Origin of the sequence: Listeria immobilis (genome assembly GCF_014322845.1) — a bacterium.
Lineage (GTDB): Bacteria > Bacillota > Bacilli > Lactobacillales > Listeriaceae > Listeria > Listeria immobilis.
Window position 1 is genome coordinate 56,719 of record NZ_JAASUA010000011.1, and the last position, 15,780, is coordinate 72,498.

A 15,780-nucleotide genomic window follows, 5' to 3' on the forward strand; every position below is an offset into this window, starting at 1 on the left:
GTAGGTTTTACTTTATAGGGTGTCCGGTTGTAATTCCTTTATAGATATATCTAACCACAATTCATACCAAGCAAGAAAATCTAAACGGTCTTCATTGCCAAAATAACCATCAGGATAAATTCCATTAGTATTACATCTATCATCAACCCATATTTCTCCGTATGATTCACCATGAACAACTAAATTTATCGAAACACCACATCCGAAGTTAGCAATTCTTAAGAGACCATTTGCGACCGCATCTTGAAAATAAGCATCTTCCCAAGCCTGATAATCTTCTTCTGAGATATTATCTGCATCTACTGGAAGATTCCATGCCTCTTTATGAGGAAACGGTTGACTTAAGTTTTGCAAACCGTAATTTGCTTTTTTGTAATCTAATGAAGCAAATACGCCATCTTCTAAAGACTCTAAGCCATAATAAGGTCCAGTCCCGCCATTACCAATCTGTTGCAAAAACATTCGGTAACCAGAGGGAAGGGTTATTTGGTGTGATTTTTCGAATTGGCTGATAGAAACCTCTGATAATGGTGCTTGGAGCTCATAATTATGAGAGTCAGCGCCGAATAAATTTTTATTGGTATCAAGGGTTTTTAATGTAGTGATTTTGGCATTAATTCTTTCGAGAGTATCTTGGTTGCTAGTCATACGATTATAATTCTTCGCCATTTGTTTCGATTACTTTTTTATACCAGTAATAACTTTTTTTCGGAATACGTGTCATTGGTGCATCATCTTCTACATCACGGTCAACATAAACAAAGCCGTAGCGTTTTTGATAGCCGTTTAACCAGCTAAGAAGGTCAGTGAAGCTCCATGTGCAATATCCTAGCATATCAACTCCATCACTGATTGCATCGCGAATAGCGGTAGCATGAGCGCTTAGATAGTCGATACGATAATCATCATTTATTTCTCCGTCCACTAGTTTATCAAATTCACCTAAACCGTTTTCGGTGATTAAAATTGGTAGCGCATAGCGGCTGTTAATACGACGAAGCGCAATTTGTAAGCCTTTTGGATCAATTGTCCAATCCCAGTTCGTTGTTTTTACAAAAGGATTCACTACTTTTTTATAAACGCCTGGTTCGCCTGTTTCTTTTGTGCTACCTTTTTTACCAGTGAAGTTCATTTCGTTGCTTTGACCAACACCATCAAGTGGATTGTATGCAACAGTGGCGGATTGGTAATAATTGACTCCCATAAAATCTGGTTTTGCAGAGGCAAGTAATTCCATATCGCCTTCTTCAATAACAGGAGCAATATCGTTTTCTTCTAAATACTTCCAAACAGCTTTTGGATAGCGACCAAATGCATACATATCCATCCAGAAGTAGCTATTTAATTCTTCTGCATCATCTGCTGCTTGAACATTTTTAGGGTCAGTATCGATTGGATAATGAGGTGTGTAAGCGAAACTTGGTCCAATTTTTCCATCAGGAACGATTTCATGGAAAGCTTTAATAACACTTGCATTAGCTAAGTTAGCAATATGGTTTACTGCGTACATTCTTTTTGGATCGCTTACTTTTGGTGGATGAAGTGCTTGACCATAACCCATACCAACGAAAATATTTTGTTCATTTAAGGAAATCCAATATTTTACACGGTCACCATAACGTTTGAAAAGTGTTGTTGAATAATTTGTGAAATCTTCAATAACTTGACGAGATTCCCAACCGCCATATTCATCAAATAGTGCCTGCGGAATATCCCAGTGATAAAGCGTTACAAGTGGTTCAATATCATATTTAAGCAATTCATTAATTAAGTTATCATAGAATTGTAAGCCAGCTTCGTTTACTTCTCCTTTACCATTTGGGAAAATACGAGTCCAAGCGATGGAAAAACGGTAAGCTTTTAGTCCAGCTTCCGCCATTAGTTTTACGTCTTCTTTATAACGGTGATAATGATCTACTGCTACATCACCATTGGTACCTTTAAAAGTGGTTCCAGGAATGCGGACATACTCATCCCACACAGATTTACCTTTGCCATCAGCGTCCCAGGCACCTTCAATTTGATAAGCTGCAGATGCAGAACCCCATAAGAAGTCTTTTGGGAATGGTGAACGTTTTTGATGTTCCATAAAAAATAACCTCCATTTAAAACGATTTTTAATAAAAAACTCTACTAATATATTTTAAAGTATATTCTTTTAAAAAGATAGTTAAAAAGCGCAGATTTGATAAGGGAAATATGTTTAGATAGCAGAAAAAGCGAATTTCTAGATGCGCTTTTTCTACGGATTCCTACATGTTATAATAATTAGGTAAACAAGTTTATGGTGGTGTGCCAACCTTCTTCATTAGAAAGTAGGTGGTGCTTATGTTGTTTTTTTGCGTCGCCTGGAAAGGATAAACGTGTGACTGTTTTCGAAAGTCTTACGCTTATGATTGCTTTTGCAGTCTTAATCGTGACAATTATGAACAGTAAAAACGACAAAAAATAAAATCCACCCATAAGCTTGACGGCTAGGTGGATTTTAAAGAATCTAATAAGGCTGTCACCATCTTAAATGGTGTTTGCACTGTAAGGGAGTCATGTTGACGCATGGCTCTCTTTTCATGTTTTATAATAACATATTTAGGCGATGTTAACAATAAATCTAATTAAGACAAAGTGCTAAATTTATTTATCAAGCACAAATTTTTGGATGGCTTTGGCAACACCGCTATCATTGTTAGAGGCTGTTGTATAATCAGCTAATTCTTTAATGTGTTCTGGTGCATTGCCCATTGCGATTCCAAGCCCAGCGAATTCAAGCATTGTTACATCATTTTCTTGGTCGCCGATACAGATAACTTCACTTTGCTTTATGCCAAGTTTTTCAGAAAGCTCTCGTACCGCATTACCTTTACTTGCATCCCGGTTAAGAATTTCTAAGTAAAACGGCGTGCTGCGGACTAAATGATATTTCTCTTTAAATGTTTCAGACATTTTTTCCATACCAGCCTCCAGTTGAGGGGCTTCTTCAATAAACATTGCTTTAGACATAATAAAATCATCAGGTACATTTTCGATTTCTTTAAAAATAAGTTGGCTACCAGTAAGGTATGCTTCAACAATCGTATATTTACCAATTTCTCGGTTAGGTGTATAAAGAGCATTGCTATCAAAGAAATGCATGTGTAAGTTACTATCTTGACTCACTTGATAAATTTCTTCTAAGTCTTCTTTGCCAAGGGTTAAGTGAGAAATAACCTCTTTTGTAAAAGTATCTTGAACAAATGCGCCGTTAAAACTAATAACATAGTCGCCTTCTTCGCGCAGTTCAAGGTCAGTTAAGTAATTCTCTACGCCAACAAGTGGACGACCTGTACAAAGCACGACTTTTACACCTTTTTGTTTGGCGTGACGAATCGCGTCTTTTACTTCGGTCGTTACCTTATGATCATCTGTTAGCAGTGTTCCATCAATATCAATCGCAATTAATTTATACAATTTCATAGCTCCTTTTCCATTATAAACTCATTCTAGTATAGCATAAATTCAACTGGATTTCTGGCTATCTATTGAAACAACAAGGAATTTATGGCATGATGGATTTGGAAACTTGATACAGAAAAGAGTGGAATAATGAAACGTAATTATCACGTGAAGTTCTTAACCGAAAAAGATGTTGCCCTTGCAGAAGCTGTTTGTGGTGCTTCGGAAGATTATTATTTAATAGGACAAGGTAAACCAGCATCCAAAAGTGATGCACTAAAAATCATTACAGAAATTCCAAAAGGAAAGACACGCTTTGATAAATTTATTCTTGCTGTGTTGGATGAAAATAAACAGCCAATTGGTTTGGTGGACATTGTATCTGATTATCCAAGAAAAGGTCGTTGGTTTGTAGGGTTACTATTATTAACTCCAGCAGCTCGTGGGAATGGTCTTGGAAAAGTACTTCATCAAACGATAAAAGAATGGGCGAGTGACGGCGGGGCTGATTCGCTTGCGCTAGGAGTTCTTGCTGAAAATAAGCAGGCAAGTGGCTTTTTTGAACATTTAGGCTACACAAAAGAAGAAACAAAAACAGCAACATATGGTGAAAAAGAACATCAAGTGGCTATTTATACATTAGATATTTAGTTAGAAAAGGAGACTGCATTTGGGTAAATATTTAATAAGGAAGTAAATATACTTATTGTGAGTGACATCAAATAAATAGGATAATGTATAAAAGCATTAAGTGATGGATTTTTATCCTGAGCTTAATGCTTTTTTTATTATAAATGGGATGTTAGACTCTGATTTTATTCTTGATTGTATTGATAGTCCTTCTAAGCTTGCAATCAAAGTAAGACAATGGAGTTGATAGATGTATACTTAAATTTTAGGGTTGGAGTGATGAGTATGATACGCAAAATCATAATTAACAATTTAGCGACGTACAAAACACCTGTGGAAACAATGGTAGTCTTTCTACTGCCATTGCTAACTTTTTAGGAGGATATGTAATTTTAACAGATTCTTCAATAGAAAAATCCGCAAAAAGACAGAGATTCTATGCTATAAAAAATTTTAGCGATCTTTCTGATGTTCCAGGAGTATTTACATCAGGTGAAAATTTAAAAATAAAACAAGGGGAACTAGCACAAATAATAACTATTATTTAAGCTGATTTTTCAGTATTTATTATAGATATATCGTAATAACAATACATTTGCTTATTAATAAGTAACTCTCATTAAGCTATATTTTACCTTCCTATTGTTCTTTCATTTACTTCAAAAATTAATTATTGATTTCTTGGTAAAGTGCCTTTTTTATTTAGTTTTGTAACATTTAATTAGCTTATTTTTAAAAAGTTTTCTAACATTTTTTTTACTGGCGGACTAGCACTTTCTAATAGGTTTTGTGCTTTCATTTTTAAGTTATCATTTGAACTTATTATGCTCTTATATTCTTCTGAATCAAATGACCTCAGTGAATCTATTGCATACTCAACAACGTCATCACTATCACTCATTAAACTTAAAAGGAATGTCAAGCCATTCATTCCTGCATCTTCATCAATACAGTAAGCTACTCGTATTTTCCATAAGTCACTTTTAGCATCAATATTTTTATACATTTCTTCCCAATCACTTTGAGTAAAATTATTCAATAATTCTTGTGCTTGCATATAAGCATAGTCATACCAAAAGTCTTCTGATGAATCTTCATTAATAAAATCTAGTAAATAACTATCCAATTTTTCAAACATCCTTTACACTATCCTTTCTAAATCTATTTTATTGAGTCAAATCCTGGAGTGGGTTTTCCCCCAACAGGATAGCCAGAAATTATTTCATTTCCTTTTTTAATTACATCAATTTCTACTCCATTAATTTCCCCTCTGTGAAGCGTTAAACCATCACTGCTCCTTTGTCCAATGGCCTTGGAATTACTAACTTCATGAATAGAGTCAATAATATTTTTATCTGACCAGTCGTCAGGAAACACTGTGCTTGTTTTTATTTTTGAAATATTTCCATCTGAAAATTGTTTGGTATATTTTATAAGTTTAGTTCCATCTGGATTTACTTTTATAGTTTCCGTAGCAAAATTTGAATTAGAATTATTGATGCTTGGTGCGTGCCCTCCGTTAATTCCATTTGAAGTTCCTTTACGTTGTCCCTCTAAAATTTTAGCCTCCATCTCAGGTGTTAGGGTAGATTTAGCCCCACTGGCTTTCTCCGTACTCTTTCCTACATCTTTCACCTTGTCTGCTTTTTTATGGAGCTTATTTAGGTCTTCTATACCTTCAGCAACAAATTTAAACCCTTTGGCCCCATATTTTCCTATTTTAATAGGTGGAATGATAAATAACAAGGACAGTCCTCGTTCGCCCCATGATAGCTTGTCTCCGGTTATCGGGTCTTCACCTGTCATAACTCTAACACCGTCTCCTAGCGGTGTAAAGAGGTCGGCTATTTCTTTTATTGCTTTCACTGGGTCAAAGTTTTTCGCTTCGGCTTTCATTGCTTCTGCTTGGGCTAGCATTTTTCCTAATCCACCATCTTTTCCTGCCCATTTATCATGTTTTACAGTGAATTGAATATCGTCTTGGGTTAGTGTGCGGCCATCTTTGGACCATGCCCATATGTATGTCCCGTTTCCTAAGTCTATTCGTGTATAGGTTCGGCCCGTCGTGTCTGGTTCTTCTTGTGCCTCTTTTTTCTGTTGAAAAGCTCGAATGGTATTTGCCCATGCTAGTTTTTCTTGACTTGGAATCATAAAGGTACCCGATGTTGAATTCCAAGCGGTCTTTGTTTGAGCCAAGCCTTGATCAATCGCCTGTTTCAAACTCGCGATTTCGGAAAAAATACTGGGCGAACTTGCGTGAAAGGCGATTAATTTTTGAAGCTTTTCTTCTAGTTCTTGTTTGCTCGTTTGATACGCTTCCTTTAGAGCCTGATTAAATTGTAGCTGCATGCGCTGATCTGTTTCGGATAACGGGGATTGCCTCACTTGATTCTCAAGGTCATTCGCTTGGTGGATGAGTTCATTGACTCGTCGTATTTGTTCTTCCAGTTCGGACTGTTTGAGATCCCCATTGTCCACTTCACTTTGATAACGTTCTGGGAATTTTTTAACAGCTGCTTCGGTCGCTTCTGTTAATAAAATCCCTCCCTGCACAAGGGGGTAAAGCACGGTGCTGTAATAAGTTTTGGCCGAGTCATATGCTTTTCCTTTTAAAAAAGGTTCTAGCGTAAACTGACTAATCGCCTGTTGGAGTGCTTCATAGCCTTCTAAGTGTTGTTGGCAAACTTGGCTTGTACTCGTTGCTTGGGCTTTGGATTTTGATACGTACATATCGATACTCATGTTTTTTCCTCCCGTTGCATGTATTCGTATCCTCTCTTCTTTTGTTCGGCGTCCATTCTCCTGTTCTTATTATATCATTCACAAATGGAAACTCTAGGAAAAACATGGAGCAAGACGACTAAAAACATTTATGATTGGCGTATTTTTTTTGCATAAAAAAAGCCCTAACAGTGACGTTAGGAGCTCAAAGTAAATGAGAAATTGCTATTAATTTAATGTAAACTTCCAGAAATCGCCAATTAGGTAATAGAAAATCTCACCAGCACTGTCATTGTAGTTAATTCCCAAACATTTTTTTACAATCTGAAGAGACCGTATTTATAGCAGTCTTTTTTTAACGTGTTCGATCGTTTTTAGCACACAAAGCAATCATATTAATTTGCCATTTTGCGTCTACTTTAGTGATAATACCCAAAGCTTTTAACTCTTTTAATTGTGAATAGAAAAAAGCTTTAGAAAGTGTACAGTAGTTTTTGATAAGAGTAGTTGTAATGGACTTAGGTAAAGTGGCTACTCCGTCGATTATATCTATATTTAATAGGTTAACAATCGTTTCAAATGCAAAGGCAAGCTGATTTTTTTTATTTTGGTATTGTAAAAGTGATTTGTAATACGCATGCATGGCAATTGTTTTCATGATTGTGTACTGAAAGCTAAAATTTTCCGGGAAAAGTGAAAGGGCAAATTCAATATCTTTTTTCTGATAAATTACTATCTCGCATTCAGTTAATGTTTGGCATAATAAAGTAAATGGGCGATTGTCAAAAATAGTATAGTAACCCATAAAAAAATTATCATTAAAAATAGAATAGATTTGATTTTTTTCATAATCAATATATCCTGCTATAATTCCAGTTTTAAGCAGGTATAGACAATCTTTATTTTCCAATGCTAAATCATTCAATATGGTATTCGCCGGAACTGTTATTTGAGTGGATTCAAGTTTGTATTGCTCCATCATGTGGATAAATTCCTCATGGTTAAATGGAAAAGCCATTTTTTCGTCTCCTTTAAAACTAATGATTAAAATAATAGTATAGCACTGTTTTAACAAATGGAATGACTAAAAATAGACTTTAAAAATGGTAGTATCCTCCCAAAACAGCTTAATTTAAAATTAAAGTGTGACTATTTTCCGACTTTATAAGAAGAGCCATTTCCGGTTACAACAATGGTTTTGTTTTTATTGGTTTGGTAGATTTTCGCCTTTGCCTTTGTTAAGGTTCTAACCGTTTGTGAGTTTGGATGATCATATCCATTTTTACCAACACTAATGATTGCGTATTTAGGTTTTACAATATTAACAAAAGTAGCGCTAGTGGCGTTTTTGGAGCCTTGTGTACTAACTTTTAATATATCTGCCCGTAATTTCTTTTTCGCTTTTATCATATCTTTTTCAGCTTTTACTTGTGCATCACCAGTAAAAAGGAAAGTGTTTCTTTTGTAAGTTACATGAAGGACAGCACTCCAATTATTTCGATCTGTTTTCCCGTAGGACTTAACGGGACCAACAAATTGTGCTGTTACACCTTTTACAGGTAACTTTAATCCAACTTTGGCATTTTTGATGGTTAACCTTTTCTTTTTAGCAGTATTGACAAAATTTTTATATGCTGCAGTAGTATTAGTGGATTTAGGTGCATAAAGACTTTTGACTTTGATGCTATTCATTACTTCTGGAAGCCCACCAATATTATCTGCATCCGGGTGAGAAGCAATCATGATTTCGATATCTTTTACTTTTAATTTTTTTAGATAATTAACAACGGTTTTCCCTTTACCTTTGTTTCCGGCATCGATTAAAATATCTTCACCATTTGGAGCTTTAATATAAATAGCGTCCCCTTGACCTACATCGATGAAGTGCACTTTAATACTTGGTGCGGCAGCCTCTGCTTGCATGGAGCTAGGAATAGATATTCCAGTCACTAAAGCAAAAACAAGCAAAATGTTAACAATTCCTTTTTTCATCCATATCCCTCTATTCTTTTAAATAAATTCTTTTAAAAACTTATAAACCCCATCTGCTTCGTTGGTGTCTGTAATGTTGTTTGCTGCGGCTTTAACGTTGTCGCTTGCGTTTTCCATTGCAACTCCGATACCGGCATATTCTAGCATACCGATGTCGTTTTCTCCGTCTCCAAAAGTGATGATTCTTTCACGTGGAATGTTGTAATGTTTTCCGAGTGCTTCAACAGCCGTTCTCTTATCAGAATTAGCAGGTAAGATTTCTAAATTATTATGATGAGAAGAAAGAACGCGAATCCCAGTTGCTCCGTTCAAGGCAGTTCGAACAGCAGTTAAGCGAGAGGCATCTTCTTCGGCAACAACAATAGCATTTAAAAAGTGATGTAAATTTTCATCAAAGGCTCCGGAATCATTAATTGAAACCAGTGAAAAACGATCATGACCAGTATCTAGTCGACTTTTGTCAGCAAGACTTTGGAAAAAAGCAGGTGGCTCCTTTGTATAAAATAATGTATTGGTAGAAAAGAAAAATAATGGTAAATCAAAATCACGCATAATATGATAGGTATCACGAATGGCTTTTTCTTCTAAAGTTGTTTTAAGAAGCGGTTCATCTCGAATCGCGGCATAGGAACCATTAGAAGCAATAACGTGACCGGAATTGCTCACTTGTAAGCCAACTTCACGTGCGGAACGATACATCCGGCCAGTGGAAATGGAAAAAATATGACCGTCATTTTCTAAAGTTTGAATTAAATCACGTGTTTTTTCTGATACGGTTTGATCCGAGCGTAATAAGGTACCATCAATATCAGAACAAATTAAATATTTTTTAGTCAAATATAATCATCCTTTTTAGTTAATAACTTAAGTATACCATGTACGAACGGGAATAGTTATTATGATACAATAGAATTATACATAATTTTTAACATTAAATTTGTTTGAAAATATAAGTGTAAGGGGTTTTATAATGAATAAACTTAATTGGGCAATTCTTGGTCCGGGTTCGATTGCGCACCAATTTGCCGAGGGAATGAAAGGCTTAGACCGTGAAATTTATGCAGTAGGGGCTAGAAATTTGGAGAAGGGCCAAGCATTTGCCGAACAATATGATATTAAAAATGTATATGATGACTTTGATAAAATGCTTGCTGACCCAGTGATAGATGTGGTTTATATTGCAACGCCGCACTCCAATCACTATGAATATATTATGAAAAGCTTGCAAAATGGTAAGCATGTGCTAGCGGAAAAAGCAATTACAGTGAGCAGTGCCGAATTGGATGAAATAAGTGCGCTTGCAAAAGAAAAAGGCTTAATTGTCAAAGAAGCGATGACGATTTTCCACATGCCACTTTATAAAAAATTACGAGAAGTGGTTAATTCGGGCGAAATTGGCAAATTAAAACTTATCCAAGTTGCATTCGGAAGCGCAAAAGAAAAAGACCCAAGCAACCGTTTTTACAATATGGATTTAGCGGGTGGAGCGCTGCTTGATATTGGTACATACGCGTTAAGCTTTGCGCGCTATTTCTTAACGGAAGCTCCAAATGAGATATTAACAACGATGAAAAAATTCGAAACGGGTGTGGATGAGCAATCTGGCATTTTGCTTAAGAATAAGGAAGAAGAGCTTGCAGTCGTGTCGCTATCTTTCCGAGCAAAAGTGCCAAAACGTGGAATTGTTGCTTGTGAAGAAGGGTTTATTACTGTCGACGAATACCCGCGTGCAAGCCGAGCAACTGTGACTAACACGACTACAGGAAAAGTAGAAGAAATTGTTGCTGGTGATACGGATAAAGCGTTAGAATACGAAATTACAGCAATGGAAGAAAGTATCTCTACAGGAGAAAATCCAACATCCGAGTTAACGAATGATGTTATTGCGATTATGACGGATGTTAGAACACAATGGGGTATTAAGTTTCCGTTTGAAAAATAAGAAAAGCCAGCCGTTAAAATTCGGCTGGCTTTTCATTAGTATTTTAGTCTGTCAAATTATCTTCTGTTACTGGATCAAAGAAGTGAGATTTAGACATTTCAAATGCAAGTGTAAGTACTTCATTTGGTTGGTGTTCAGAGCGAGCATCAACACGAGCAACAAATTCATGTGTACCAACACGGCTATGAAGCATAAATTCAGCACCAGTTAATTCAGCTACAATAGTAGTTGCTTTGAAAGTATAACCTGGGTTTGCTTCAATCACAATTGGTTCATCATGGATGTCTTCAGGACGAATACCGAAAACGATTTCTTTACCGTCGAATCCTCTATCTTTAAGAAGTTTTAGTTTGCCTTCTGGTACAGCGATAGTGAAATCATCACCGATAAAGTGGGTACCTTCTAAACGACCTTTGAAGAAGTTCATTGCGGGACTACCAATAAAGCCGGCTACGAACATATTTACTGGATGATCATACACTTGTTTTGGTGAACCAACTTGTTGGATAACACCATCTTTCATAATAACGATACGAGTAGCCATTGTCATAGCTTCTGTTTGGTCATGGGTAACGTAAATCATTGTAGTATCTAATTGTTGGTGTAGTTTTGTAATTTCCGCACGCATTTGGACACGTAGTTTTGCATCCAAGTTGGAAAGTGGTTCATCCATTAAGAATACTTTGGCATCACGAACGATTGCACGTCCTAAAGCAACACGTTGACGTTGACCACCGGAAAGTGCGCTTGGTTTACGTTTTAAGTACTCTGTTAGACCAAGAATGTTTGCTGCATGTTCAACACGTTCTTTAATAGCATCTTTTGGCATTTTACGTAATTTTAAGCCGAAAGCCATGTTATCATATACAGTCATATGTGGGTAAAGTGCATAGTTTTGGAATACCATTGCGATGTCGCGGTCTTTTGGTGCAACGTTATTCATTACTTTGCCATCAATGGATAATTCCCCTTTAGAAATTTCTTCTAGTCCAGCAATCATACGTAAAGTAGTAGATTTACCACAACCAGATGGACCAACGAAAACGATAAACTCTTTGTCGTCGATTTCTAAATTAAAATCAGATACTGCTGTTACTTTGTTATCATATATTTTATAAATATGTTCTAGTGATAATTGTGCCAACTAACTTCGCCTCTTTCTATTTTTTAACTTGTGTCTATTGTATATGAAAACGCTTTACAAAAACTATGGCAACCTGCACAAAGAAAATTTTCATCCATTGGGCAACTTGCTTAATTACCAAAAAACGAAAACGATGTAAAGTGACAAAAGACCTTTTATGTGAAGAAAATTTCATGTTATTTAATTCTTTAGTCCCAATTACAAAAAAACCTCAGATATCATTATAAAAAAACTTCATCTTGTGTTATATTATTAAAGCAGGCACAATATATAGTTAGTGAGGGATTATCATGTACGTGGAACAACTTAATGAACAAATGGTAATAAAAAGGGATGGCCGTAAAGCAAGTTTTGACTTAATTAAAATTCGTAATGCGATAGAAGCATCTATGAAGGCAATTAATTTAGAAGATGAAACTTTTTTAGAAGAGGTTTTGCTTGAGGTTGTAAGTGAATTACCTAACAAGGCAGATATGACCATTGATGAAATCCAGAATAGCGTTGAAAATACTTTAATGAAATCAACGTATCCAGATGTTGCGAGGGCTTACATAGAATATCGTCACGACCGCGATCATGAGCGCGAGAACATCACAGACATGCACAAAAGTGTAGAAAAATTACTACAAAAAGACAAAACAGTCGTCAATGAAAATGCCAACAAAGATGCAACTGTATTTAACACCCAACGAGATTTGACAGCAGGAGCCGTAGCCAAAAGTTATGCATTAAAATATATGCTGCCAAAACACGTATCCAATGCCCATTTAAAGGGAGAAATTCATTTTCATGATTTAGATTATAGCCCGTATCATGCAATGACAAATTGTTGCTTAATTGATATTGAAGGTATGCTATCAAAAGGTTTTACAATTGGAAATGCTAATGTAGAAAGTCCGAAATCCATCCAAACAGCGACAGCACAAATTGCACAAATCATCGCAAATGTAGCTAGTTCGCAGTATGGTGGTTGTTCTGTAGATAGAATTGATGAAGTATTATCTGTTTATGCCCGTTTGAATTTTGAAAAGCATAAGAAAGACGCAGTAGAATGGGTAGTTCCGGAAAAACAAGAAGGATATGCAGAAGAAAAAACGCGTAAAGATATTTATGATGCAATGCAAAGTTTGGAATATGAAATTAATACATTATACACAAGTAATGGTCAAACGCCATTTGTGACTTTAGGGTTTGGGCTTGGTAAAGATTGGTTTGCACGAGAAATTCAAAAAGCAATCCTAAAAGTTCGAATTGGTGGTGTTGGGAAAGATAAACATACAGCTATTTTCCCTAAATTAGTATTTTCGATTCGACGTGGAACTAATTTAAATGCTGCTGACCCTAATTATGATATTAAACAATTAGCGCTAGAATGCTCTTCTAAGCGGATGTATCCGGATGTACTCAATTATGATTCGCTCGTTCGTTTAACCGGTGATTTTAAAGTGCCAATGGGTTGTCGTTCATTCCTACCTGCGTGGACTAACGAGAACGGGGAACATGTAAATGCTGGTAGAAATAATCTTGGTGTTGTAACGCTAAACATTCCACGTATTGCTATCCAAAGTGGTGGAGATAAAGAGCGTTTCTGGGAAATTTTCCATGAACGGATGAAAACAGTCAAAGATGCACTTCTTTTCCGTTTAAACCGTGTACGTCAAGCTCGTCCAGAAAATGCGCCAATTTTATATAAGTATGGTGCTTTCGGTAAACGACTGCAAGATGGGGAAAATGTTGATCAACTTTTCAATAAAGAGCGCTCGACAATTTCTATTGGCTATATCGGATTGTATGAAGCGGCAACTGTGTTTTATGGTGGCGAATGGGAAGGCGATACAGCTGCAAAAGATTTTACACTAGATATTCTTAAAGAGTTAAAAGCTTATGCAGATAACTGGAAAGATGAATATGGCTATTGGTTTAGTGTCTATTCTACCCCGAGTGAAAGTTTAACAGATCGTTTCAATCGCTTAGATAAAGAAAAATACGGCGTAATTAAAGACATCACAGATAAAGACTACTACCAAAATTCATTCCACTATGATGTACGCAAAAAAATTACACCATTTGAAAAAATTGATTTTGAAAAAGACTACCCAGAATATTGTTCAGGCGGATTTATTCATTACTGTGAGTATCCAAAAATGGTTCATAATACGAAAGCGCTTGAAGCAGTGTGGGATTATTCTTATGATCGCGTAGCTTACCTTGGTACTAATACGCCAATTGATAAATGCTATGAATGTGACTTTGAAGGAGAATTTGTACCAACAGAAGAAGGTTTTAAATGTCCAAGTTGCGGCAATACGGATCCTGAAAAAGCGGATGTTGTAAAACGCACATGTGGCTATTTAGGAAACCCGATGAAACGCCCAATGGTACATGGACGTCATGTGGAAATTAGTAATCGTGTAAAACATATGGAGAATTTAGGTGAATAATCCAAAACCGTGTGAATGGAAGTCGACTGAATTATCCAGAGGGTATATAGCTGACTATAAAGCATTCAATTTTGTTGATGGGGAGGGCGTACGGTGCAGTTTGTACGTATCTGGATGTCCTTTTCACTGCGAAGGTTGCTACAATAAAGCTGCGCAATCATTTAAGTATGGTAAGCCTTATACAAAAGAATTGGAAGATGTTATTTTAAAAGATATTGGGCATGAGAGTGTTCAAGGATTGACGCTTCTTGGTGGGGAACCATTTTTAAATACGGCCACTTGCTTATCTGTTGTGAAGCGAATCCGTGAGACCTATGGCGAAACGAAAGATATCTGGTCATGGACAGGTTATACTTGGGATGAAATGATGCAAGAAACGCCTGATAAACTAGAGTTGCTTTCGTTAATAGATGTGCTTGTCGACGGACGATTCGAACAAAAATTATTCGATCCAAATTTAGCTTTCCGAGGTTCTAGCAATCAACGAATTATTGATGTACAAAAATCACTTAATCAAAATGAAGTAGTGCTTTATCAGCTATAAAAATAAGCAGAAATCAGATATACACCATTTTAAAATGACTGTATACAATGATTTCTGCTTATTTATCGTTTAATATAACTCAGGGCGTCTGTCTGTGAAAATAGGAATAGTTCCTCTTGTTTCTCCAACTAAATTTAAATCAATTTCGGCATAAATATTACCTTCGTCTTCATCGCCATGCGCAACAATATTTCCAAGAGGGTCAATAACGAGCGAATGACCATTGAAGTGATTGTTAGGATCTTCTCCAACTCGATTTACCGCAACTACAAAGGCTTGATTTTCAATTGCGCGGGCGATTAAAAGCTGTTCCCATTGAGTAATTCGTTCGACAGGCCACTGGGCAGAAATAAATAAAACCTCAGAGCCTTCAGAAGTATGTTTGCGAATCCATTCTGGAAAACGAATATCGTAACATATAAAACCAGCGCAAGATACCCCATTTAATCTAAATAAGTTTGTGTCATTCCCAGCCTCTAAATATAAATGTTCGTTCATAAGTTGAAATAAATGAACTTTCTTATAGGAAGAAAGCAGGTCACCGTATTTATCAAACGCATACATAGTATTGGAAAATTTACTTCCTTCTGAGATGGCAACGGAGCCGCCGATAATGGCGATTTGATGTTTTTCGGATAGATTAGACAAAAATTCTTTCGTACGATCTCCGTTTAAATCAGCAATGCCCCCTAATTCATTTAAAGCATACCCTGTGTTCCACATCTCTGGTAAAACAGCGATATCAGCTCCCTTTTTTGCAGCTTCCACAATCGCTTTTTCTATCCGTGCATAGTTTGCATCTGGATACTTAAACGTTACATCCGTTTGACATAATGCCAACTTCCACATGTTCTTCGCTCCCTTTTTTCCCTTTTCTTTTAAAAATAACATAAGCTTGGTGATTGGTCTATTTTCGACCACCTTCACCAAGCTCTAG

Annotated in this window: 15 protein-coding genes; 5 read left to right on the forward strand and 10 right to left on the reverse strand. The window is 36.2% G+C overall.

Annotated elements, in window-relative coordinates; translation table 11 throughout:
* Nucleotides 1–12: 12 nt before the first annotated feature.
* Both HCJ45_RS12555 and HCJ45_RS12560 read right to left on the reverse strand, forming a co-directional pair.
* Nucleotides 13–648 carry an SMI1/KNR4 family protein gene (locus HCJ45_RS12555; protein WP_187125030.1) on the reverse strand — a complete coding sequence of 212 codons (636 nt, stop codon included), beginning with the start codon at nt 646–648 and terminating at the stop codon, nt 13–15.
* A gap of 4 nt (nt 649–652) precedes the next feature.
* On the reverse strand, nt 653–2,089 hold the full coding sequence (locus HCJ45_RS12560) for a glycoside hydrolase family 1 protein (RefSeq protein ID WP_187125031.1): 1,437 nt from the start codon (nt 2,087–2,089) through the stop codon (nt 653–655).
* 303 nt (nt 2,090–2,392) lie between these two features.
* On the opposite strand from HCJ45_RS12560, the gene HCJ45_RS15180 reads away from it, so the two are divergent.
* Nucleotides 2,393–2,452: a hypothetical protein gene (locus HCJ45_RS15180; protein WP_232048003.1), complete on the forward strand. Its 60-nt coding sequence runs from the start codon at nt 2,393–2,395 to the stop codon at nt 2,450–2,452.
* A gap of 179 nt (nt 2,453–2,631) precedes the next feature.
* On the opposite strand, the gene yidA is transcribed toward HCJ45_RS15180, so the two are convergent.
* Complete coding sequence (yidA, locus tag HCJ45_RS12565; protein WP_187125032.1) at nt 2,632–3,444, reverse strand: sugar-phosphatase; 813 nt, start codon at nt 3,442–3,444, stop codon at nt 2,632–2,634.
* Nucleotides 3,445–3,579: 135 nt separating this feature from the next.
* On the opposite strand from yidA, the gene HCJ45_RS12570 reads away from it, so the two are divergent.
* On the forward strand, nt 3,580–4,080 hold the full coding sequence (locus tag HCJ45_RS12570) for a GNAT family N-acetyltransferase (protein ID WP_187125033.1): 501 nt from the start codon (nt 3,580–3,582) through the stop codon (nt 4,078–4,080).
* A 700-nt stretch (nt 4,081–4,780) separates the two neighbouring features.
* Here the strand turns inward: HCJ45_RS12570 and HCJ45_RS12575 are convergent.
* The 5 genes from HCJ45_RS12575 to HCJ45_RS12605 all read right to left on the reverse strand — a co-directional run bounded on the left by HCJ45_RS12575 (nt 4,781) and on the right by HCJ45_RS12605 (nt 9,609).
* Nucleotides 4,781–5,197 (reverse strand): hypothetical protein, encoded by a 417-nt coding sequence (locus tag HCJ45_RS12575; protein WP_187125034.1) that lies wholly within the window; start codon nt 5,195–5,197, stop codon nt 4,781–4,783.
* 23 nt (nt 5,198–5,220) lie between these two features.
* Nucleotides 5,221–6,801, reverse strand: coding sequence for an EndoU domain-containing protein (locus HCJ45_RS15025; protein ID WP_246456569.1), 1,581 nt, complete (start codon nt 6,799–6,801; stop codon nt 5,221–5,223).
* Between the two features lie 334 nt (nt 6,802–7,135).
* On the reverse strand, nt 7,136–7,798 hold the full coding sequence (locus tag HCJ45_RS12595; protein ID WP_187125035.1) for a cyclic nucleotide-binding domain-containing protein: 663 nt from the start codon (nt 7,796–7,798) through the stop codon (nt 7,136–7,138).
* A gap of 131 nt (nt 7,799–7,929) precedes the next feature.
* Complete coding sequence (locus tag HCJ45_RS12600) at nt 7,930–8,772, reverse strand: ComEC/Rec2 family competence protein (RefSeq protein WP_187125036.1); 843 nt, start codon at nt 8,770–8,772, stop codon at nt 7,930–7,932.
* An 18-nt stretch (nt 8,773–8,790) separates the two neighbouring features.
* Nucleotides 8,791–9,609 (reverse strand): HAD family hydrolase, encoded by an 819-nt coding sequence (locus tag HCJ45_RS12605; protein ID WP_187125037.1) that lies wholly within the window; start codon nt 9,607–9,609, stop codon nt 8,791–8,793.
* Nucleotides 9,610–9,742: 133 nt separating this feature from the next.
* On the opposite strand from HCJ45_RS12605, the gene HCJ45_RS12610 reads away from it, so the two are divergent.
* Nucleotides 9,743–10,714, forward strand: coding sequence for a Gfo/Idh/MocA family protein (locus HCJ45_RS12610; RefSeq protein WP_187125038.1), 972 nt, complete (start codon nt 9,743–9,745; stop codon nt 10,712–10,714).
* Nucleotides 10,715–10,757: 43 nt separating this feature from the next.
* On the opposite strand, the gene HCJ45_RS12615 is transcribed toward HCJ45_RS12610, so the two are convergent.
* A complete protein-coding gene (locus HCJ45_RS12615; protein ID WP_187125039.1) occupies nt 10,758–11,858 on the reverse strand; it encodes an ABC transporter ATP-binding protein in 1,101 nt (366 codons plus the stop codon).
* A 290-nt stretch (nt 11,859–12,148) separates the two neighbouring features.
* On the opposite strand from HCJ45_RS12615, the gene nrdD reads away from it, so the two are divergent.
* Both nrdD and nrdG read left to right on the forward strand, forming a co-directional pair.
* Nucleotides 12,149–14,299, forward strand: coding sequence for an anaerobic ribonucleoside-triphosphate reductase (nrdD, locus tag HCJ45_RS12620; protein WP_187125040.1), 2,151 nt, complete (start codon nt 12,149–12,151; stop codon nt 14,297–14,299).
* Nucleotides 14,292–14,843, forward strand: coding sequence for an anaerobic ribonucleoside-triphosphate reductase activating protein (nrdG, locus tag HCJ45_RS12625; protein WP_185346814.1), 552 nt, complete (start codon nt 14,292–14,294; stop codon nt 14,841–14,843). Before nrdD ends, nrdG begins: the two co-directional genes overlap by 8 nt.
* A gap of 69 nt (nt 14,844–14,912) precedes the next feature.
* Here the strand turns inward: nrdG and HCJ45_RS12630 are convergent, their stop codons facing one another.
* Nucleotides 14,913–15,692, reverse strand: coding sequence for a carbon-nitrogen family hydrolase (locus HCJ45_RS12630; protein ID WP_187125041.1), 780 nt, complete (start codon nt 15,690–15,692; stop codon nt 14,913–14,915).
* Between the last annotated feature and the right edge of the window lie 88 nt (nt 15,693–15,780).

Bases quoted from the DNA above. Each gene is read 5' to 3' on its own strand.
- HCJ45_RS12555 (WP_187125030.1), bottom strand. From the start codon at position 648: ATGACTAGCAACCAAGATACTCTCGAAAGAATTAATGCCAAAATCACT.
- HCJ45_RS12560 (WP_187125031.1), bottom strand. From the start codon at position 2,089: ATGGAACATCAAAAACGTTCACCATTCCCAAAAGACTTCTTATGGGGT.
- HCJ45_RS12570 (WP_187125033.1), top strand. From the start codon at position 3,580: ATGAAACGTAATTATCACGTGAAGTTCTTAACCGAAAAAGATGTTGCC.
- HCJ45_RS12575 (WP_187125034.1), bottom strand. From the start codon at position 5,197: ATGTTTGAAAAATTGGATAGTTATTTACTAGATTTTATTAATGAAGAT.
- HCJ45_RS15025 (WP_246456569.1), bottom strand. From the start codon at position 6,801: ATGAGTATCGATATGTACGTATCAAAATCCAAAGCCCAAGCAACGAGT.
- HCJ45_RS12595 (WP_187125035.1), bottom strand. From the start codon at position 7,798: ATGGCTTTTCCATTTAACCATGAGGAATTTATCCACATGATGGAGCAA.
- HCJ45_RS12600 (WP_187125036.1), bottom strand. From the start codon at position 8,772: ATGAAAAAAGGAATTGTTAACATTTTGCTTGTTTTTGCTTTAGTGACT.
- HCJ45_RS12610 (WP_187125038.1), top strand. From the start codon at position 9,743: ATGAATAAACTTAATTGGGCAATTCTTGGTCCGGGTTCGATTGCGCAC.
- nrdD (WP_187125040.1), top strand. From the start codon at position 12,149: ATGTACGTGGAACAACTTAATGAACAAATGGTAATAAAAAGGGATGGC.
- HCJ45_RS12630 (WP_187125041.1), bottom strand. From the start codon at position 15,692: ATGTGGAAGTTGGCATTATGTCAAACGGATGTAACGTTTAAGTATCCA.